Genomic DNA, 21,016 nt, shown 5'->3' with positions numbered 1-21,016 from the left:
TGATGTTTCGAAACGGCTGGGACTAAACAAATCTACTTGATGCTGAAATATGGCACCTTGGCGTAAACCAAGAACATTGTCGGTTGTTGTGAATACATGTAACCGATCTGCAAGTCTTGACGTGACTATTGCTTCGCTGCTAGGACAATCATTCAAAAATATGGAGGTAATTGTTGTCAATGGCCCGTCTAGTGATTCGACTCAAAATGTCATTGATAAATATAAAAACAACATTAAATCATTGAACTGTGCGGAGCTAAATTTATCAAAATCCAGGAACATTGGCATTGCTGCAGCAGCAGGTGACGTCGTTGCGTTTGTCGACGACGATGCCATTGTTGAGCCGTTTTGGGCGGAGCGAATTCTCTCTGCGTATGTCAGCGAAGATGTCGGAGCGGTAGGCGGATTTGTTTTCGATCATACGGGATTTGAGTTTCAGACTACTTATATAGTCTGCGACCGTCTCGGTGCGAGCTGGGTAAGGGTTGAATTCGATCCGGCGGAACTTTATTCGTTGCCGGGCGCATTTAAGTACAGTGCGATGATCGGGACAAATTGTTCATTTCGCCGAGATATTCTACTTTCTATTTGCGGGTTCGACGAAGAGTATGAATATTTTCTGGACGAAACTGATGTATGTGTAAGGGTAATCGACAAAGGTTATAAAATTTGTCAGGCTAAGGGGGCATATGTACATCATAAGTTCCTCCCCAGCTATATGCGGAGTGCGTCGCGAGTAACTTTGCATCATTATCCGATATTAAAGAACACCCTTTATTTCGGACTGAAGCACGCGTCGTCGCAGATGAGTCAGCAAGCTATTCGCGCAAATGTTGACGAAATCTACGCGCGCCATCTGAAGGACGCGGAGGCTGCAGCACTGGATGGCCGAATGGCGCCTGAGATTGCCGAACAATTGCCCGCAACCTACCAGCGGGCGTGTCGTGATGCAATCGAGCGCAGCGCTTCAGCGGCGTTTCATAAGCCCCTGCGTTCATGCGAGAGCGGTTTGTTTTTTTTACCTGCGGTGTCCAGGGACCTTGATCGTTCGCGGCAATTGTGCGTTGCGCTGTTGTGCCGAAATTATGATGCCGACGACTCGGGCATAGCTAGATTCGTGCGTGTGCAAGCTCGTGCGTTAGAAGCGTTGGGACACATCGTTCATGTTTTAACCGAAAGCAAGATGCATCCGACCGTCGATTGGGAAGACGGCGTTTGGGTCCACCGGCTTGTGCTCGGCTGGTTCGATGACCAGCAAGAAATGCTTCCTCTGCAAGTTCACCCAGATCAATGGTGCTACTCGCGAACCGCGTTGGAGGAAATCCGGAAAATCAATGGAAGGCATCGAGTCGATGTGGTGGAAGCGCCGCTTTGGGGTAATGAAGCCCTTGCCATCATCGCGAGCAAGGAGTTTCCCGTCGTAGTGAGTTTGCAGACTTCGCAGGCAATCGCTCTGGAGAGCCACCCAGAATGGCAGCGTGATTCTTCGTTCATGCGAGATGTGGTGCGTCCGACTATCGAAGGGGAGAACTACGTCCTCGCGAATTGCGATCTCATCCGCACGATTAGTCGCGCAATTGCAAACGAGATTTCGTCTCGCAACGGAATAAAGTTGGCTGACGGCCGTGTGGTGCTTTGTCCTTTGGCTCTCGAAGATCGCGCCACCAGCAGGATCAGTTCCCTCGATCTCGCGCGGCCGATGATCCTCTTTGTCGGGCGGTTGGAGCTTAGAAAAGGTATCGATACGCTTTTAGATGCACTTCCTAAGATTCTGCGGGAGTTTTCAAATGCACAGGTGGTGATTGTCGGCGACGACAAGCTGCCGACCGGCGACGGAAAACAAACTTTCCGGCAAATATTCGAGGCAAAGCACGTGCAACTATTGGACAATGTCCATTTCACCGGCGTTATCTCCGACACTGAAGTCGACGAGTATTTCCAGCGTGCAGCATTGTTCGTTGCACCGTCGCGGTTCGAATCGTTTGGCCTTATCTATGTGGAAGCGATGATGTTCGATGTGCCGACCGTAGCGTGTGATGTCGGTGGGGTTCCGGAAGTCTTCGCTGATAGTGGGTGTGCAAAATTGGTCGAGCCTGATAACCCGGTCGCATTGGCCGACGCCGTCATCTGCGAATTGAGGAAGCTGTTTGACGCTGAGCAGGGAAGGACCGGCCGGGCCCGTCAGGAGTACGAGCGGCGATTCCTTCCAGAGCAAATGGCGCTGCAAATGTCGGAGATATATCGCTCCGTACTTCCGCGCAAGGTTCGTTAGAGTCTAAGCGGCCTTGCGGTGACTCGAGCGTGCGGCAAAGCCCTCCGAGTATTTGATTAGCATGCAATCCGCATGTTGTTGAGCTGCCCGCTATGGGGTCCGCTGTCTGTAGGCGTCAGGCACGGAGGGATACGAGTTTGCGCTTAAGGTGAGTGGCACTTTCGGCCCAAGTAAGCCAATGTAGCTCTCTAATGTCTGGCGCTTTCCCGGCAATCATTTCTAGCAGCCAGCTTTGGAGTGGCGCGGCAAGGTTTGAAGCGGTCGTTCCAGAAAAGTAACTGACGTTGTCTCCAGCGATCTCCCGGAACACTTTGATATCTCGAGCCAAGACGGGCACGCCAAATTTAGCGGCTTCAATTAATGGTAGGCCGAAACCTTCCCCGTTTGATGCCATCACGACGCCGGTGGCTTGCTGGTAAAGGTTGATTAATTGCTGATCTGTCGTGTCAGGGAACCAGAGCAGTCTATTGTTAAGTTCCGGATGTCGCTCAATCCTGGCCACTAGATCATCGACGTTCCAGCCGCGTTTTCCGACAATGACCAATTTTACGTCGTTGCCTTGACTCCATAAGAGTTCCATGGCGGCAATGGCCTGCTCGTAACCTTTCCGCGGCTCGACGGTCCCGACCATTAGCAGCGTTGGCTGAACGGTCGTTGCGACGCAGTTGTTCGTTGCGGACGCTTCGTTTTGCGTGGCGCCTCCTTCAAAATCGGCACCCAGATGGAACCAACTGATCGGCAAATCGGCTGAGTCCAGTTTGTAGTGAGTCAAGAACCAGTTACGGGTTTCGTCCGCTGCGGAATTTGAAATGCACAGAAGAGCGGTCGCATGAATTGCCAAAGTGGTAAGCCATTGCGCAAAGGCTTTACGCGCCCGTTGCGTAAACCAATCGGGATGCAATGCGGGCAAGAGGTCGTATACGATGAACACGAAACACACACCCTGCTTTTGCCATAGTGCAAGATCTCTTTTTCGTCTTGAGAGAATACGGCTCGCCATGTCCAGTCCAAGGAACAGGTCGCCTCGGTGAACCTTGACTAACGTATCCTCGCTCGACGCATCAATGCCAAATGTCCGTGAGACAAAGTCGTTTGCGTATCTATACGGTGATTTTCGCGTGGCGTAAATGGCCTCGACAGTCCAGCCATGCGGTGGATCTATCAGCAGTTGGCCAAGTATTGCCAATACGACTCGTTGAATTCCGGTGCCGGCATTTTGCTGGGCGATGATAGAAACGTCGACAAGCAGCCGCTGCTCACAGTTTCTCCCAGCCTCTGTAGCTAAACTCAGACGCGAACTTGCAAGACGTTTGCGAGCGGTCGGGGCGAAGGTGCGCGGGAAAAGAGACGTGAGTTGAAGCAGGATTTGATCGAGGGCGGTTAAGCGAGTAGTCATCAATGGTTACCGCGCGACGCGATGCGCTAGATTTGTTCAATTGGTGCTTTGCTGGTAGAACGAATACGCATCGTCAATGTTTTCGAAGCTATGTAGTCTTCCGCCGACAAGGACCGCGGCGGTGTCGCAGTGTTGGCGGATATAGCCTGCGTCGTGGCTGACAATAATGAGTGAGCGGTCTCGGCGCCTTTCAAACAGCTCGTGATGGCACTTCTCGTGGAAGCGGCTGTCACCGACCGCGATAATTTCATCGATCAGGAAACAATCGAATTCAATCGCCATCGATATCGCGAAGGCGAGGCGGGCACGCATGCCGGCAGAGTAGCTCTTAACCGGCTCGCGTAAGTAGTAGCCGAGCTCTGAAAATTCTTGGACGAAAGGTTCCGACGCTCTTGCGTCAGTGCCATATACGCGGCAGATAAAGCGCAGGTTGTCCATGCCCGTCAAGCTGCCCTGGAACGCACCGCCGAATGCCAACGGCCATGAGACACTCATCTTCCGTTGAATCGTTCCAGACGTAGGTAGTTCCGCCCCACTGATCATGCGAATCATTGTCGATTTTCCGGCGCCGTTGCGTCCGAGAATACCGATTTTTTCACCCTTGCGAACGCGAAGGTTGATGTCATCCAGAACAACGCGCTTTCCTTGTCGCGTGTTGTAGGCTTTTGTCAGATTGCGAAGTTCGATCATTCCGGCTCCACGCGTCTTCCGGCTTCGCGCACGAGTGCGAGCCCGACGAAAAGCAGCACAAGGTCGGAAACCACCATGTAGGGAATACTGTAATGAGCCTTGACTATCGATCCGAAGTAGCCAGCTCGGAGCATTTCGACACCATGAACCATCGGGATATAAAGAACGACTTGCTGAAAAGCGGGCGGTAGCCAGTCCACCATGAACACTGCGCCCGACAAGGGGAACAGCAAGTAGGCAATGGTGTGCCATACACGTTCGACCGTCTCGCTGCGCTCGGTTAGTGCTCCGACTGCGAATCCCAATCCCGTGCCCAGTAGCGCGAGATAGATCCAGGCCGAAACGATCAGGGAAATATCCGCAGGGGCCTTCATCATGCCCACTGCAATAAAGAGGCAGCTGAGAATAAAAAATGACATGCTGGCGCCCGCGATCTCGAGCAGCACTCTTGACATAAACAGATCGATCACCCGAACGTTTCGGTGGTAAAGGAGGCTCTGATTCGGGACGATGGCGAGCGCACATCGGCCTACAGCATTGCGCCACAGAAGAACGGACGAATAGCCGGTCACGGCGAACGCCGTGATGGGAACATTTGATCCGTGTGTTGCTTTCGAAGCGGTCCACAATGCGGTGATCCCGAGCGTGAACATCATCGGCTCGAAGAATACCCAAAGAAATCCAACGTTATGGCGCCCATAGCGAGTCAGGATTTCTCGCATCAACAAGGCGCCGATTACGCGCAGCTGGATCTCGAGGGAGCGGAAAAATGGGGTCGTCTGTTGCACCGCTTGCATCCTAGTCGTGATGTTCGCGCACGCCGCTGATCAGCAGACTCAAGACACCCCAAATCATCATTCCCAGCGCGAAAACTTCGAAAATCGATTTCAGGCGTTTCGGTTCGATTGCCACATCGGGCGTATTGGGCTGTACAAGGCGCTCGAGGTACAGTTGCTGCCGTTGAGCTTCCGCGCGTGCGTTTTCCAATCCAGTCATCGCGGACGCGAGTTGCTTCTCTGCAAATTGTGCGTCAAGTTGCAGTCGTGCGTACGCAGCGGCTTTATTCGACAATGAATTTTGTCCGCCCGCCACGCCACCTGAGACTACTTCAATTTGCTTTTCAATCGTGGCGATACTAGTCTTCAGCGCCGGTATCTGCGGATTTTGCGGCGCGATGGACTGTAGCTGGATCAGCTGCGTCTGGGCGGCGTACAGCTGGGTTTGAAGTGTGGTGATCTGCTGCAGTTGCAATGCGGACTGCCTGTCCGGATCGAAGACCGTGTTTGAATTTCTATAGGACGCCAGCGCTGCTGCGGAATCCTTCGCCTTGATTGCAGCCGCGTCAACCTGATTTTGCGCGAATCGAACGGTATCGGTTGTGGCGCGTTCGCTCATGCGATTGACCAGGCTCTCACTCAATTCCAGCAGGTGCTCATTGATCTTTTCAGCGTCGTTTGCCGTGTAGCCACGGACCTGCAGTGTGCCGATAGCTGACGTGGCGTCCACCTCAATTGATACGACATGCCTGTTGTAGTACTTCCAGAGCGCTTCAAAGCTGTCGTCGAAGCTTCGCGAGAAATGGCTGACAAAGTCGCCATGATTGCCGTAGGCATCAGCAATATAGTTGGCTTTATTCAGTTCCTTAAGGGCATCGCGCGACTGGATGTAGGCGACAACGGCGTAAGTGTCGTCTTGCGCGCGCGAGAAGCCGGTTCCTTGCAGTAGTGCGCCTACTACGGTGGACTGCGTTTGCTTTTGCGGGCTTCTCACTACAAAGCGCGATTCCGACACGTAGACATCCGACGCGATCAGACCGAAATACACGACGGCGATTGTGGTCGGCAGGACAACCGTTAACGCAAAGAGGCGATTGACCCCCTTGACGCGTTCAACCAGGCCTTTCTTTTTTCCCGAAGGCGGCAGTGCCGCGATGTTGCTAGATGCATTTTCCAACGTCTTATCCAACTTTGAATAGTTCTTTCAGTTCCCACGCAGCGTATTTGGCGAGCCACAAAGAACAGGCGATGGCACCAACAAATCCTTGTGATTCGGACCGCGCAAACGTTTTACATGGGCCAATACGAATCCTTACGCGATGTTTCTGCCGGTGTTACACGCGCAGGTCAGGCGCGGAGTTTTCTTACATGGTAAATGGCAGCGTACGTCCACCCAGTGGAGCAAGGCCGCCCGATTATATCCAGCCGGCCTGGCTTCCGTCATCCAACTTCGTGTCCTTTGAACAATTTTCCGATTTTTTCTTGTTACGAGTTATTTTTCGTCTCGTGATGTTGTATTCTTCGCTCCTTGCTTGAGACCAGTAGCACAATTCAAACGATACCAAGGTCACCGGGGGCCGAGGGCGCATGTATGCCTATGTGTTCTATCGGTAATGCTCGACCTGCCATTCGACGTACTTACATGCACCGCTCCTTCCTCGCCCTGCAAGGCACGGCTTCTCCATTCTTTAGCCGGCTTGCCACAGCATTGCGCGAACGCGGCCACGCCGTACGTCGGGTTAATTTCTGCGGCGGTGATCTGTCATATGCTTGTAATAGTGATGCATGGAATTTTCGCGGACAGCCAGGCGAATTGTCCGATTGGTATTCCAATAAGGTGAACGCCAGCAGCTTTACCGACGTACTAATGTTCGGTGACTGTCGCGAAATACATCGTCCGGTACACCCTATTGCAAAAACCCACGGCCTGCGCGTCCACGTTTTCGAAGAAGGCTATGTCCGCCCGCATTGGCTGACGTTGGAAAAGCACGGCGTAAACGGCCGCTCGCAATTGTCGCGCGATCCCGCCTGGTATCTCGACCAACGCCGTTTCACGCCGCTGAGCCCCGTCGGTCGTCCCACCGGCTACAACCTATACGAGCGCGCGTTTCACGACATCCGTTATCGCGGCGCCAACACGCTATTCGCGTTGCGCTTTCCTCATTACCGCAGCCATCGTCCGAGAAACGGCTTCTTCGAATACTCGGGACTGGCCGCGCGCGCATTGCGCCAACGCAAACATCATCACGATTCCGACAAAGTCACTCGCGATCTACTCGAAGCCGGTCGCGCGTACTACATCTTTCCGCTGCAACTGAATTCGGATGCGCAGATCGTCGTCCATTCGCCGTTCGACAGCGTGCGCGATGCAATCGCAAAAGTACTGACGTCGTTCGCGCATCACGCGCCGGCCGACAGTTGGCTCGTGATCAAGAACCATCCTCTCGACACCGGCCTGATCGACTACCGCCGTCACGCCGAGCAGCTCGCGCGCGAACTCGGCATCGCCGAGCGCCTACGTTTCATCGACGCCGGCCATCTACCGACGCTGCTCGACAACGCGCGCGGCGCGGTCGTGGTGAACAGCACGGTGGGCCTGTCGGCGCTGCACCACCGTCGCCCATTGATGGCGCTCGGTTCTGCCATCTACAACATGCCCGGCCTGACGTGGCAAGGCTCGCTCGACGATTTTTGGAGTGAAGCCGACCAGCCCGACATGAACCTGTACCAGGCCTTCCTCGACTACGTCGTCCACCACACGCAAATCAACGGCGACTTCTACACGAAGACCGGCATTGCAATGGCGGTGAGGGGGGCGGTGCAACGTCTCGAGGCCGCTGCGCATGCGTAAAGCCGCGCCGCGCCACATCGTGATCACCGGCGCGAGCGCCGGTCTCGGTCGCGCGCTCGCAACCGCTTACGCAGGACCGAGCGTCGTACTGGCCTTGACCGGCCGCGACGCGCAACGTCTCGAAGCCTCGGCACAAGCCTGCCGCGCAAAAGGCGCAAGCGTGCAGACCGCGCTGATAGACGTGCGCGACGCACAAGCCATGCAAAGCTGGCTGCACCGTTTCGACGACGCGCACCCGATCGACCTGCTGATCGCCAATGCCGGCGCGGCCAGCACGCTCGCATCCGCGACCGACTGGGAAGACCTGGCGCGCACGGCCGCGATCATCGACACCAACTTCTACGGCGCGATGCACGCGGTGCTGCCGGTCATCGCCCGCATGCGTGCGCGCAAACACGGCCACGTAACACTGATCAGCTCGCTTGCCGCGCTGCGTGGCATGGCGATTTCGCCGGCCTATTGCGCGAGCAAAGCGGCGATCAAGGCCTACGGCGATTCGGTCCGTCCGATCCTGTCGCGCGATGGAATTCGCATGTCGATCGTTCTGCCGGGCTTCGTGAAAACGGCAATGAGCGACGTGTTCCCCGGCGACAAACCATTCCTCTGGTCCGCCGACAAAGCAGCCCAACACATCCAGCGCAAACTGGCAGCCGGCCGCGCCGAAATCGCGTTCCCGAGCCTGCTCGCATTCGGCATGCGGCTGCTGCCGTTGCTGCCAGCGGTCCTCGCCGACGCGATTCTCGGCGGCCTGTCGTATCTGCCGCGCGAGGAGCATTGAGTGAACGCGACGCTCGCGCTCAGTTTCGCGGCCGCTGCCGGCCTCGCCTTTGTGCCGGAAGCACTCGCGCAGCCGCGCGCGTCGCTGCGTCGCTCGCCGCTTGCGTTCACGTTGCATATCGCGGCCATCGCGTTCCTCTGCGCGTGCGTGTTGCTGATCACGGGGCGAGTGCATTTTTCGGCGTTCGTCGCGATTGCACTGGTCGCGCTGCTGGCGGGCGTCAGCAACGCGAAATACGCGTCGCTGCGTGAGCCGTTCGTCTTCACCGACCTGAGCCTCTTCAGTCAGCTATTCGCGCATCCGCGTCTTTATCTGCCGTTCCTGAGCGTCGGCACGGTCGTTGCGATCGTGCTCGGCATCGTTGTAGTCGTCGCGGCGTTCGTTGCGGACACGCCGCTGGCGCATCGGCCCATCGCGGCGCTTTTGCTCGCCGCCTGCGCATCGATGGCGGCCGCCTACGCATGCGCCGCGCGCTTGCCGTTATCACTGCGTGCCGTCGAAGATCAGCAACGCCACGGCTTTTTCGCGGTTTTCATCGCCTATCTGCTGAACGGCATGCGCCCCGCCACCGCGCGTCAGTTGCGCACCGCGCTCGCCAACGGTCCGTTCGCGACCGGCACGCCAGGCACGACGCCCGATGTAATCCTGATCCAGAGCGAGTCGTTCTTCGACGCGCGGCGTCTGTCCATCTCGATCAATCCGTCGATCCTGCGCAACTTCGATCTCGCGGGCCGTGAGTCGATCCAGCATGGGGAGCTGACGGTGCCCGCGTGGGGCGCGAATACGATGCGCACGGAGTTCGCGGTGCTGACGGGCGTCGATGACGCGCAGCTCGGCTACGCGCGTTTCTATCCGTACGCGTTCGTGCGGCGCGCGTGCGCATCGCTCGCATCGTGGTTCAAGCAGGGCGGTTATCAGACCCTCGCGATTCACCCGTATTACGCGGATTTCTTCGGTCGCGAGCGGGCCTTCAAACATCTGCAGATCGACCGCTTCGTCGACATCAAGGCATTCGCGGACGCACCGCGCGCGGGCCCGTACGTCGCCGATATGGCGGTCGCGGATGCCATCGTCGAAGCGCTGGACGAACCGCGCGATAAACCCGCGTTCATCTTCTCGATGACGATGGAAAACCACGGCCCGCTGCATCTGGAAACGGTTCGACCCGGCGAGGCCGCCGCTTTCCATTCGCTCGGCGACGACGAGCAATGGCGCGACCTGACCGCTTATCTGCGGCATCTGGCGAACGCCGATGCGATGCTCGGCCGGCTGCTCGACGCGCTGCGCGCGCGGCGCCGCGACACGGTGCTGTGTTTTTATGGCGATCACGTGCCGGCGCTTTCGCACGTGTACGCGCAATTTGACCACGAGCCCGCACACAGCAACTACTTTATCTGGCGCAACTATGGTGAAGCGCCAGCTACCCGAGCTGATCTTTACGCCGGGCAACTTGGCGTCGCCCTCCTAGAAGCACTCGCGCCGGCTGGATCGCGCGAGACGCCGACGCGCACGCTGCACCCAACAGAAGAACGATGACCAAACAGATTGCGATTGTGGGGATGGCCTGCCGCTTCCCGGGCCATGTTGAGAACCCCGAAGATTTCTGGGCGTTGCTGCGCGACGAAAAAGACGCGGTCACGCAAGTGCCGGCCGATCGCTTCGGCACGGAGTTTTACCAGCATCCGTCGAAGCGCGAAGCGGGCAAGAGCTATACGTTTTCCGCGGGCGTGCTCGACGATGTGGCGGGTTTCGACGCGTCATTCTTCGGCATTTCGCCGCGCGAAGCGCAGCAGATGGACCCGCAGCAGCGTCTGTTGCTCGAGCTCGCGTGGGAAACCTTCGAGGACGCGGGCGTGCGTCCGCGTGACATGGAAGGCAGCAATTGCGCGGTCTATATCGGTGTCGCGAGCCCGGACTACGGCAATCGTTTCGTCGACGACCTGAACGCGGTGGACCCGTATTCGGCGACCGGCAACACGCTCAGCATCGCGTCGAACCGTCTGTCGTATCTGTTCGATCTGCGCGGGCCGAGCGTGTCGGTCGATACCGCCTGCTCGTCGTCGCTGGTCGCGCTGCACCAGGCGTGTCAGGCGCTGCAGTCGGGCGACGCCGAGGTGGCCATCGCAGGCGGCGTCAATCTGCTGCTGCATCCGTTCGGTTTCGTGACGTTCTCGAAGGCGTCGATGCTGTCGCCGCGCGGGCGCTGTCGCGCGTTCGACGCGACCGGCGACGGCTACGTCCGCTCGGAAGGCGGCGCGCTCGTGATGCTGAAGACGCTGGAGCGCGCGCTCGCCGACGGCGACACGATCCACGCGGTGATCGCCGGCTCGGGCGTGAACTCGGACGGCTACTCGCAGGGCGGCATCAGCGTGCCGGGCGCGGCGACTCAGGCCGCGCTGCTGCGCACGGTGTATCGACGCGCGGGCGTCGATCCGCGCTCGCTCGCTTATGTCGAGGCGCATGGTACCGGTACTGCCGTCGGCGATCCGATCGAGGCGCGCGCGTTGATGAGCGTCGCATCGGCGGGGCGGCCCGTCGATCGTCCGCTGCTGATCGGTTCGGTGAAGACCAACGTCGGCCACCTCGAAACGGCGTCGGGCATGGCCGGCCTGATCAAGGCGATCCTGTGCCTGAAGCATCGCGCGGCGCCGAAAACGCTGCATTTCGAAACGCCGAATCCGGCGATCGATTTCGTCGGCGGCCGGCTGCGGGTCGTCGATCGTCTGACGCCGCTCGAATCGCCCGATGGTGCGCACGCGCCCCTCGTGCTCGGTGTCAACTCGTTCGGTTTCGGCGGCACGAATGCGCACATCGTGCTGCGCGAGGCACCGGCTTCGAGCGTCACCCACGCAACGCAACCCGAACGCGGCGACGCGACAACGCCACTCACGCCGCTCGTACTGTCGACGCGCGCGGCGGCCGCATTGCCCGATCTCGCGGCACGCTATCTGGCGTCGCTCGATCAAGGCGCGTCGTGGAATGTGTTGGCAGCGAATGCCGCGCATCGCCGGCAATGGCTCAAGCATCGCGCGATCGTCGCGGCGTCGACGCTCGCCGAAGCGCGCGCGGCACTCGCCGCGCTGGCCTCGTCGACGCAAGAACACGCGGACATGGCGCTCGTCAAAGGCGAAGCGCCGGCCGACGACGGCCGTCTCGCCCTCGTATTCTCCGGCAACGGCTCGCAGTGGGCCGGGATGGGCAAGCAGTTGCTCGAACAGGAGCCGGTGTTCAGCGCGGCGCTCGAAGAACTCGACGCACTGTGGCGCGCCGACGGCAGCGCTTCGCTTCTCGACATGCTGCGCGAGGGCGTGAGCGCCGAGCGTCTCGCGGCCACCGAGCATTCGCAGCCGTTGCTGTTCGCCATCCAGGTCGGCGTGGTGCGCGTGCTCGAAGCGCGCGGCGTCGCGTATCACGTGTGCGTCGGCCACAGCGTCGGCGAAGTCGCGGCCGCGTGGGCGTCGGGCGCATTGACGCTCGCGCAGGCCGTGCATGTGATCAAGATTCGCAGCCGCGCGCAGGCGAAAACGCGCGGCACCGGCCGCATGGCGGCGGCCGGTCTGGGCGAAGCGGCGATGCGTGCGTTGATCGCGCAACACGATCTGGACGCCACGGTCGAAGTTGCCGGCGTCAACAGTCCGCAGGCGGTCACGCTCGCCGGTCCGCTCGATGCGTTGCAAGCGCTCGAATCGGCCGTCAAGGCGAGCGGCCGCTTCTTCCAGATGCTCGATCTCGACTACGCGTTTCACAGCTGTCAGATGGACCCGATCGAGCCCGACGTACTCGCGGGTCTCGCCGACCTCGCGCCGAACGCAGTCGCACGCGATTTCGTCTCGACGGTGACGGGCGACGAACTCGCGGGCACCGAACTCGACGCGCGCTACTGGTGGCGCAATATCCGCGAGCCGGTGCGCTTTGGCGACGCGATTGCACGCATCGCGCAGAACGGCGTGCGTCTGTTCCTCGAGATCGGCCCGCATTCCATTTTGCGCACCTACGTGACGCAAACGCTCGACGACGCGCGCATCGCGGGCCGCTCGCTGGCGACGCTCAAGCGCAATCACGACAGCGCGGAAACGCTGCATCACGCGCTCTACGCGATGATCGCGAACGGCGCGAACGTCGACGTCGATCGTTTCGCGCCGCGTGCGTTGCTGAGCCGACAGGTGGCGTTGCCGTCGTATCCGTGGCAGCACGAACGCCACTGGCTCGGCCCGACCGCCGAGGCCTACAACCTCGTGTACCGTCGCCGCGAGCATCCGCTGCTCGGCTATCGTCTGCACGAGCATGCGCTCGCGTGGGAAAACCAGCTCGACCCGGCGGGTCTGCCGATGCTGGCGGATCACGTCGTCGATGGCGGCGCGGCGTTTCCGGGCGCCGGCTACGTCGAGATGGCGCTCGCCGCCGCGCGCGTGCATTTCGGCACCGCGAGCTGCGCGGTCGAGAACGTCGAAATCCGTCTGCCGGTCGTGTTCCAGCCGCAGCATTCGAAGCTGTTCCGCTTCACCGTGGACGTGCGGACCGCGAACTTCACGATCGAAACGCGCGAGCGCATGTCGGACGAAGCGTGGTCGCTGAACGTCACCGGCCGTTTGCTCGCGAGCGGCTGCGCGCTCGGCGACGCGGCGGCCAACTTGCCGCTGTTCGAACTGACGAGCCTGCTCGCGCAGCCGGCAATGTCCGGCGACACGCTGTACGCGAACACCGCCGCGATCGGCCTGAACTATGGACCCGCGTTCCGTTGGGTGCGCACGGTGCACGTCGACGCGAACGCCGACATGGCCCTTGCCGAAGTGGACATGCCCGCGGTGCTCGCGCAGTCCGCCGACGCTGTGAACGCGTTCGCATTGCATCCGGCGCTGATGGACAGCGGCTTTCATCCGCTGTTCGCGCTGCTCGCTTCGCCGCGGCATGGCGAGCTCGAGCAGGCCGCCTACGTGCCGGTGCAACTGGGCCGCATCGACTATCTGCGCGGCGAGGCGATCCGCTATGTGCTCGCGCGCATCGAGCGGCGCAGCCCGCATTCGGTCGTCGCATCGTTTGAATTCGCCGACGCGCAGGGCGCGGTCGTCGCGCGTCTGAGCGCGTGCCGCTTCCGTCGCGTCGATCTGCTGAGCCGGCGCCAGCAGGCGCCCGGACGCTATACGTATATCGTCGAAGCGAAGCCGCTTGCCGCCGACGTGAACGCCCATGCGTTGCCCACGGCCGCCGCATTGCTCGCCGATGCGACGAGCGTGCTCGCCGCGCGGGAAGACGAAGCGCGCCGGCACACGCATCTGACCGAGATGCTGCCGCTGCTCGACGTGCTCGCGGGCGCCTACGCGTTGCAGGCGCTCGACGCGCTGGACGTGTTCGCACAGCCGGCGCTGCCCGATTGCGCGCATCCGGTGTTGCTCGCGCGACTCGTGCAGATCGTCATCGAAGATGGACTTGCGCGTCGCGACGGCGCGCGTCTCGTGCGCGACGACGACGCCTGCGCGAACCTGCCCGCCATCGACGAGCTGTGGCGCGAGCTGCTCGCGCAATCGCCCGCGCACGTGGCCGAGTTGACGCTGCTCGCGCATTGCGGCGCGGCGCTGCCTGCCGTACTACGCGGCGAAGTGAGCGGCGCGCAGATCTTGCCGCCGTCGCGCAGCAGTCTCGTCGAGCATTTCTTCGAAGCGTCGCCGACGTGGACGCATGCGAACGCGCTGACCGCCGCGTGTCTGCATCGCGCGATCGAAAGCTGGAGTGAGCCGCGCCGTCTGCGCGTGCTCGAACTCGATTCGCCGCTCACCGACGTACTGCAGCCGCTCGCGATTCATGTGCCGGTCGCGCGCTGCGATTACACGATCGCGGGTACGCGCGAGCAGTTGAGCGGCTTCGACACGACTGAGCATCCGTCGCTCCGTGTCGCGACCGTCGAGTTCGACGATGCGCCGCGTCTCGTCGGCGTCGACGCGAGCGAGCGCTACGACGTCGTGGTCGCGAGTCACGTGCTCGCCGCGCAAAGCGAGCCGCGCGCGTTGCTCGTCGCGTTGCGCGGCTGGCTCGCGCCGGGCGCGCTGGTCGTGATCGCGGAGCCGCGCAATAGCCGTTTCGCGGACCTCGTGTTTGATCTCGATGCGGACGCCGCTCACGCCAACGCGCGCCGCGCGGCGTGGCTGTCGCCGCAGGCGCTGACGCAACTGCTCGAGCAGGCCGGCTTCGAACAGGTCGCGCGCCATGCGGAGCAAGGGCTCGATCTCGAAGGCGCGCCGACATTGCTGGTGGCGCGCGCGCCGCTCGCGGTGGCCGCGAACGATGCGGCGGGCGCGACTATGGCGAATACATCGCCCGCGCATTGGTCGCTGCTGTACGCCACGTCCGGCGCGATCGACCCGATCGACGCTAAGCTCGCCACGGCACTGCAAGCCGCCGGTCAGACGACGTCGAGCACGACAGTCCAGGCATTGCGCGACGATATGAGCAAGCTGGCTGCGCCGGCCGGAGGTGGGCAGCACATCGCCCATCACATTGTCTTTATCGCGCCCGACCAGCCCTTGTCCGCCGACGCGGACGGCGCCGAAGTGATGCGCACGCAGCAGCAGACGACGCTCGCGCTCGCGCAGCTCGTGCGCGATCTGGCGACCGCGTCGAACGAAACGCTGCCGCAACTGTGGATCGTCACACGCGGCGGCGCGCCGGTGTCGACGCCGTTCGTGGATGCGCAGTCGCTGCGTCCGGAGCAGGGCGCACTGTGGGGGCTGGTCCGCGTGCTGGCCAACGAGCATCCCGAACTGTCGTGCCGTCTGATCGATGTGTGCGCGACGCAACCCGACGCGGGCGCGCTGCTCGCGTGTGAACTGCTGGCATCCGACGGCGAGGAAGAAGTGCTGCTGACGCCGCACGGCCGCTACGTGACCCGCATGCTGCCCACGCCGAACGCGGCGCTGCGCGACATCGTCGCCGAGCCGCTGCGTGCGCGCAATGAAGCGGCGGTGCTCGGTTTCGCGTCGCCGGGTTCGTTGCGCAACCTCGAATGGTTCCCGTTGCCGCATCGCGAGCTCGCGGCCGATGAGGTCGAGATCGAGCCGGTCGCGACCGGCCTGAATTTCCGCGACGTGATGTACGCGATGGGCCTGCTGTCCGACGAAGCCGTCGAAAACGGCTTCGCGGGCGCGACGGTCGGCATGGAGCTGTCCGGGCGCGTCGTACGCGTCGGCCGCGACGTGCAGCGTTTCGCGCCGGGCGATGCGGTGCTCGGCTTCGCGCCGGCGTCGTTCGCGAGCCACGTGCGCACCAAAGCGGAAGCGATTGCGCACAAACCCGCGCGTCTGACGTTCGAAGAAGCGGCGACGGTGCCGACCACGTTCTTCACCGCGTACTACGCGCTGTGCGAGCTCGCGCGTCTGCGCCGCGGCGAACGGGTGCTCGTGCACGGCGCGGCGGGCGGCGTGGGGATCGCGGCGATCCAGCTCGCGCGGCATCTCGGCGCGGAAGTGTTCGCGACCGCGGGCAGCCGCGAGAAGCGCGAATTCGTGCGTCTGCTCGGCGCGGATCATGTGTTCGATTCGCGCAGCCTCGCGTTCGCCGATGAAATCCGCGAGCGCACGCAAGGCGCGGGCGTCGACATCGTACTCAATTCGCTGGCCGGCGAAGCGATGGTGCGCAGCATCGACACGCTGCGTCCGTTCGGTCGTTTCCTCGAACTCGGCAAGCGCGATTTCTATGAAAACAGCCGCATCGGCTTGCGGCCGTTCCGTAACAACATCAGCTATTTCGGCATCGATGCGGATCAGTTGATGAGCGCGTTGCCGGGGCTGACCGCGCGTTTGTTCGAAGACGTGATGCGGCTGTTCGCGGACGGCGTGCTGCATCCGCTGCCGTATCGCGCGTTCCCGGCCGAGCGCGTCGAGGAAGCGTTCCGCCATATGCAGCAGGCGCGGCAGATCGGCAAGATTCTCGTCACGTATCCGGCGGGCACGCCGAGTCCGGCGCGTTCGGCGCAGGCCGGCGCCTCGCTGCAACTCGATCCGGCGGGCGCGTATCTGATCGTCGGCGGCACGGGTGGGCTTGGCTTTGCGAGCGCGCGCTGGATGATGTCACGTGGCGCGCGTCATCTGCTGCTCGCGAGCCGTTCGGGCACACTCGCGCCCGAACTGGCCGAAGAGGTCACGCGCTGGCGCGCGAGCAACGGCACGCAAGTGCGCACGGTCGCCTGCGACGTGACCGACGCGGCCGCGCTCGAATCGTTGCTCGCGGATCTCGCGCGGCGCGGCACGCCGTTGAAGGGCGTGTTGCATTCGGCGATGGTGATCGACGACGGTCTGGTGCGCAATCTCGACGACGAGCGCTTTGCCGCCGTGCTCGCGCCGAAGGTGGCGGGCGCATGGAATCTGCATCGCGCGACACGCGAGCTGCCGCTCGATTTCTTCGTGGTCTATTCGTCGGCGACGACCTTCCTCGGCAATCCTGGGCAATCGAGCTACGTCGCGGCGAACAGCTTCCTCGAAGCGCTGATCGCACAGCGGCGCGCGGCCGGTTTGCCGGGCACCTGCATGGCATGGGGCCCGCTCGACGACGTCGGCTTCCTCGCGCGCAACGCGGACACACGCGAAGCGCTGCAGGCGCGCATCGGCGGCGTGTCGATCAGCTCGGCCGAAGCGATGGCCGCGCTCGAACGCGCGCTGGTCGCGATGCATGCCGGCGAAGCAGTGGTGCGGCTCGATTGGCATGCGCTCGCGCTCGGCATGCCGGCGGCGCGCGCGCATCGCTACACCGAGCTGCAAGCGCGCGGCAGTCACGAACCGGCGCGTCAGGGCAGCGTGCAGATGCGCGAGCAGATCGCGGCGATGCCGTTCGACGACGCGCGGCGATGGGTCGAGGAGACGTTGCAGGCGCAGATCGCGCGCATCCTGCACATGTCGCCGGAGAAGATCGAAACCGGCCGCTCGATTCTCGACATGGGCATGGATTCGCTGATGGGCATGGAGCTCGGCATGGCCGTCGAAGAACGCTTCGAGGTCAAGCTGTCGATCATGACGATGGCCGAAGGCGCGACCGTGCATTCGCTTGCGCAAAGAATCGTCGAGTCGATCCAGACGCAGGATGAGGCGGCCGAGCCGAACGGCGCCGCCGCGCAGATGGCGGCGCAAGTCGCGGCGGTCGCCGCGCAGCATGCGCTCGATGTCGGTGCCAACGCGCTGGCCGACGTGGCCGATGCGCTGTCCGCTCAGTCGAGCGCGACGGAGCTGGTCTGATGCGCGCGCCCGCGGGCTGGAGTCATCGCGAGGGGACGCTCGCGCGCGAGCTGACCGTGAGCGGCCACGGCCTGCACACGGGTCGGCGCGTGAACGTGCGGATCCTGCCGGGTACCGCCAGCGGTCCGCGCGGCATCGTGTTCCGGCGCATCCAAGATGGCGGCGTGCTGGCCGAATTCGCGGTGAATCCCGCGCTGCGGCGCGCTCAGCCGCTGTGCACGATGCTCGAAGCGGCCGATGGCGTGCGCGTGCGCACCGTCGAGCACCTGCTGGCTTCGCTGCTGGCGTGCGAAATCGATCGCGCGACGGTCGAGCTCGACGCCGAGGAAGTGCCGATTCTCGACGGCAGCGCGCAACCCTGGCTCGACGAGATTCACGCGTGCGGACGCATCGAGCTGCCGGGTGCGAAGCGTTTCATTCGCGTGCTGCGGCCCGTGCGGATCGCCGACGGCGCCGGCACGCGCGACGAACGCAGCATGTCGATCGAACCGGCCGCCGCATACGAAATGAGCGTGCGCAACGATCTGAAAGGCTTCGGCGCATTGCGCTGGGACGGCGCGCTGACGCCCGCGAGCTTTGCGGGCGAGATCGCGCCGTCGCGCTCGTATGGGCGCCTCAAGTGGGCGATCCCGGCGATCGCGGCCGGCTACCTGCGCGGCATGCCGATTCTGCGCGGCGCGCGGCTGTCGTGCACGGCGGCGATCGTCGGCAATCGGGTGCTCGGCGGGATGCGCGTGCCTGACGAGTTCGTGCGCCACCGCGTGCTCGACCTGGTCGGCGACATGGCGATGGCCGGCGCGCCATTGCTGGGCCGCGTGAGCGCGTTGCGGCCGAGTCACGAAATGAACTACCGGCTCGTCGCCGCGCTGCTCGCGGATCGCGACGCGTGGGAATGGGCCGAATTCGCGGGCTGAACGTACAGGATTAGCGAAACACTATGGGATTGGGTGATCACCTTCGTCAGCAACTCGCCGCGAAGGCGTTGATGAGGCAGCTCGAACGCGTGTCCGACGACGCGCGCGAACCAGGCGCGCCGCTCGCGGCGAGCGGCACTCGCGCGGCGCAGGACGCCGCGCGCGCCGAGCTGTGCAGCTTCGAAAGCATGCCGGGTTATCAGCAGGTCGAGATTCTGCGGCAGATGGGCGACAAGCTGCAGGTGCAGTCGCCGTTCTTTCGCGTGCATGAAGGCGTGGCCGGCGCGACCACGCGCATCGGCGGCGTCGAGTATCTGAACTACGCGAACTACAACTATCTCGGTCTCGCCGGCGATCCGCACGTGTGCGCGCGAGCGAAACAGGCGATCGACCGCTATGGCACGTCGGCGTCGGCCAGCCGCATGGTGGCGGGCGAGCGGCCCGTGCAGCGCGAACTCGAAACGGCGCTCGCGTCGTTCTACGAGGCCGACGATTGCGTGGTGTTCGTCAGCGGCCACGCGACCAACGTGACCGTGATCGGCTCGCTGTTCGGTCCCGGCGACCTGATCGTGCACGACTCGCTCGCGCATAACAGCATCGTGCAGGGCGCGCAATTGAGCGGCGCCAAACGGCTGAGCTTTCCGCACAACGATTGGCAGGCGCTCGACGCGTTGCTCGCGCGCGTGCGGCACGATTACCGGCGCGTGCTGATTGCGATCGAAGGTCTGTACAGCATGGACGGCGACATTCCCGATCTCGCGCAATTCGTCGACATCAAGCGCCGCCATGCGGCGTTCCTGATGGTCGACGAAGCGCATTCGCTCGGCGTGCTCGGGGAGGCCGGCAAGGGCGTGCGCGAGCAGTGCAGCGTGGCGAGCGGCGATGTCGATATCTGGATGGGCACGCTCAGCAAAACGCTGGCCGGTTGTGGCGGGTTTATCGCCGGCACGCAGGCGTTGATCGACATCCTGCGGCATCTCGCGCCGGGCTTCCTGTATAGCGTGGGACTCGCGCCCGCGTTGGCGGCCGCGTCGCTCGCGGCGCTCGAGCGTCTGATCGCCGAGCCCGAGCGGGTCGCGCGCTTGCGTGCACGCGGGCGGCAGTTCGTCGACGAAGCGCGCGCCGCCGGTCTCGATACCGGCAAGAGCGCGGGGTATGCAGTCGTGCCGATCATTACCGGCAGCACGCTGAAGGCCGCGCAGTGGGCGAACGCAATGTTTGCCGAAGGCATCAACGTGCAGCCGATCTTCTATCCGGCCGTCGAGGAAAAGGCGGCGCGCTTGCGCTTTTTCATCTGCTCGACGCACGAACCCGAGCAGATCAGCCGCACGATCGTCGCGCTCAAGCGCGTAGCTCGTTAGCCGCACCGCAACGAATCGAACAGGGGGCAGCCTGTCATGTATGCCGTAGATGCCGCACGCGCGGATTGGCCAGATAGCGAACAAGAACCGGTCGCGTTGCGCTTTCGCGCCGCGCGCGCCGGCGACGCCGAAGCGTGCGCGCCGCTGATGTTCGCATCGGGCGTGCGCGAATTTGGTTTCTTTCTCGGCGAGCCGGCCGATGCGTGCATCGAGTTTCTGTCGTTTGCGTTTGCATCGAAGCTCGGACGCTTTTCGTATCGACGCCACCGAGTGGCCGTGACCGTGGACGACCAACCGGTCGCGGTGCTCGCGCTGCATGACGGACGGCAGACATGGTTCGACGATCCGCACGTCGCGCTCATGCTGATGTTGTTCTTCGGCCTGCGCCGCACGGTTCGCATGCTGTTGCGCGGCCTCGTGCTCGAAAGCGAATTGCCGGCGCCGAAGTCGTCGCAGACACTGATCGCCCACTGCGCGACGCATGAGCGTCTACGCGGCACGGGCGTTTTCAGCGCGCTGTTTACGGATGCTATGCGCGCGCGGGCGTTGATGAATTCGCAGGCTCGCGCGGCGCATGGCGGACACGATCGACAACAGCTGGTGCTAGACGTGCTGGTGAGCAACCAGCGCGCACACGCGCTGTACCGGCGTCTCGGCTTCGTCGAATTGCCGCGCCGGGCGCCGCTTTCGGCGCGCTTGCCGCGTGAGCTGGAGTCGGTGCGGATGGAGTGGGCAGGCAAGAAATAAGTGACGCGGAAAA

12 protein-coding genes are annotated in these 21,016 nt (G+C 62.4%); 8 read left to right on the top strand and 4 right to left on the bottom strand.

The genetic code is table 11. The features are described from left to right. Positions 1-121 precede the first annotated feature (121 nt). On the top strand, positions 122-2,272 hold the full coding sequence (locus BJG93_RS22470) for a glycosyltransferase (protein WP_231337589.1): 2,151 nt from the start codon (positions 122-124) through the stop codon (positions 2,270-2,272). 115 nt (positions 2,273-2,387) lie between these two features. On the opposite strand, the gene BJG93_RS22465 is transcribed toward BJG93_RS22470, so the two are convergent. From BJG93_RS22465 to BJG93_RS22450, 4 genes are read right to left on the bottom strand one after another with little or no spacing between them, the layout of a single operon-like run. Then, positions 2,388-3,668: a glycosyltransferase family 4 protein gene (locus BJG93_RS22465; protein ID WP_027196438.1), complete on the bottom strand. Its 1,281-nt coding sequence runs from the start codon at positions 3,666-3,668 to the stop codon at positions 2,388-2,390. A gap of 36 nt (positions 3,669-3,704) precedes the next feature. After that, positions 3,705-4,358: an ABC transporter ATP-binding protein gene (locus tag BJG93_RS22460; RefSeq protein WP_027196437.1), complete on the bottom strand. Its 654-nt coding sequence runs from the start codon at positions 4,356-4,358 to the stop codon at positions 3,705-3,707. Next, positions 4,355-5,155 (bottom strand): ABC transporter permease, encoded by an 801-nt coding sequence (locus tag BJG93_RS22455; protein ID WP_034478386.1) that lies wholly within the window; start codon positions 5,153-5,155, stop codon positions 4,355-4,357. The genes BJG93_RS22460 and BJG93_RS22455 overlap by 4 nt, the downstream gene beginning before the upstream one ends. Position 5,156: 1 nt before the next feature. After that, positions 5,157-6,311: a capsule polysaccharide export protein gene (locus BJG93_RS22450; RefSeq protein WP_027196435.1), complete on the bottom strand. Its 1,155-nt coding sequence runs from the start codon at positions 6,309-6,311 to the stop codon at positions 5,157-5,159. 465 nt (positions 6,312-6,776) lie between these two features. Here BJG93_RS22450 and BJG93_RS22445 point away from each other — a divergent pair, with 465 nt between their 5' ends. From BJG93_RS22445 to BJG93_RS22415, 7 genes are read left to right on the top strand one after another with little or no spacing between them, the layout of a single operon-like run. Continuing rightward, entirely contained in the window at positions 6,777-7,985 is a 1,209-nt protein-coding gene (locus BJG93_RS22445) for a capsule biosynthesis protein (protein WP_027196434.1), read from the top strand. Further along, positions 7,978-8,763 (top strand): SDR family NAD(P)-dependent oxidoreductase, encoded by a 786-nt coding sequence (locus tag BJG93_RS22440; protein WP_027196433.1) that lies wholly within the window; start codon positions 7,978-7,980, stop codon positions 8,761-8,763. Before BJG93_RS22445 ends, BJG93_RS22440 begins: the two co-directional genes overlap by 8 nt. After that, complete coding sequence (locus BJG93_RS22435) at positions 8,764-10,299, top strand: LTA synthase family protein (RefSeq protein ID WP_027196432.1); 1,536 nt, start codon at positions 8,764-8,766, stop codon at positions 10,297-10,299. It abuts the gene before it with no gap. Then, positions 10,296-17,981, top strand: a complete 7,686-nt coding sequence (locus BJG93_RS22430; RefSeq protein ID WP_027196431.1) for a type I polyketide synthase — start codon at positions 10,296-10,298, stop codon at positions 17,979-17,981. Before BJG93_RS22435 ends, BJG93_RS22430 begins: the two co-directional genes overlap by 4 nt. After that, on the top strand, positions 17,981-18,895 hold the full coding sequence (locus BJG93_RS22425) for a UDP-3-O-acyl N-acetylglycosamine deacetylase (protein ID WP_027196430.1): 915 nt from the start codon (positions 17,981-17,983) through the stop codon (positions 18,893-18,895). The genes BJG93_RS22430 and BJG93_RS22425 overlap by 1 nt, the downstream gene beginning before the upstream one ends. A gap of 23 nt (positions 18,896-18,918) precedes the next feature. Continuing rightward, positions 18,919-20,256, top strand: coding sequence for an aminotransferase class I/II-fold pyridoxal phosphate-dependent enzyme (locus tag BJG93_RS22420; protein ID WP_027196429.1), 1,338 nt, complete (start codon positions 18,919-18,921; stop codon positions 20,254-20,256). A gap of 36 nt (positions 20,257-20,292) precedes the next feature. After that, positions 20,293-21,003, top strand: a complete 711-nt coding sequence (locus BJG93_RS22415) for a GNAT family N-acetyltransferase (RefSeq protein ID WP_027196428.1) — start codon at positions 20,293-20,295, stop codon at positions 21,001-21,003. The last annotated feature ends 13 nt before the right edge of the window (positions 21,004-21,016 follow it).

Source organism: Paraburkholderia sprentiae WSM5005 (assembly GCF_001865575.2).
In the GTDB taxonomy this organism is placed as follows: Bacteria; Pseudomonadota; Gammaproteobacteria; order Burkholderiales; family Burkholderiaceae; genus Paraburkholderia; species Paraburkholderia sprentiae.
The sequence above is the reverse complement of the archived record's forward strand: the minus strand, read 5'-3'. Positions and strand labels throughout refer to the sequence as shown.

Bases quoted from the DNA above. Each gene is read 5' to 3' on its own strand.
- BJG93_RS22445 (WP_027196434.1), top strand. From the start codon at position 6,777: ATGCACCGCTCCTTCCTCGCCCTGCAAGGCACGGCTTCTCCATTCTTT.
- BJG93_RS22430 (WP_027196431.1), top strand. From the start codon at position 10,296: ATGACCAAACAGATTGCGATTGTGGGGATGGCCTGCCGCTTCCCGGGC.
- BJG93_RS22460 (WP_027196437.1), bottom strand. From the start codon at position 4,358: ATGATCGAACTTCGCAATCTGACAAAAGCCTACAACACGCGACAAGGA.
- BJG93_RS22415 (WP_027196428.1), top strand. From the start codon at position 20,293: ATGTATGCCGTAGATGCCGCACGCGCGGATTGGCCAGATAGCGAACAA.
- BJG93_RS22425 (WP_027196430.1), top strand. From the start codon at position 17,981: ATGCGCGCGCCCGCGGGCTGGAGTCATCGCGAGGGGACGCTCGCGCGC.
- BJG93_RS22440 (WP_027196433.1), top strand. From the start codon at position 7,978: ATGCGTAAAGCCGCGCCGCGCCACATCGTGATCACCGGCGCGAGCGCC.
- BJG93_RS22420 (WP_027196429.1), top strand. From the start codon at position 18,919: ATGGGATTGGGTGATCACCTTCGTCAGCAACTCGCCGCGAAGGCGTTG.
- BJG93_RS22465 (WP_027196438.1), bottom strand. From the start codon at position 3,668: ATGACTACTCGCTTAACCGCCCTCGATCAAATCCTGCTTCAACTCACG.
- BJG93_RS22455 (WP_034478386.1), bottom strand. From the start codon at position 5,155: ATGCAAGCGGTGCAACAGACGACCCCATTTTTCCGCTCCCTCGAGATC.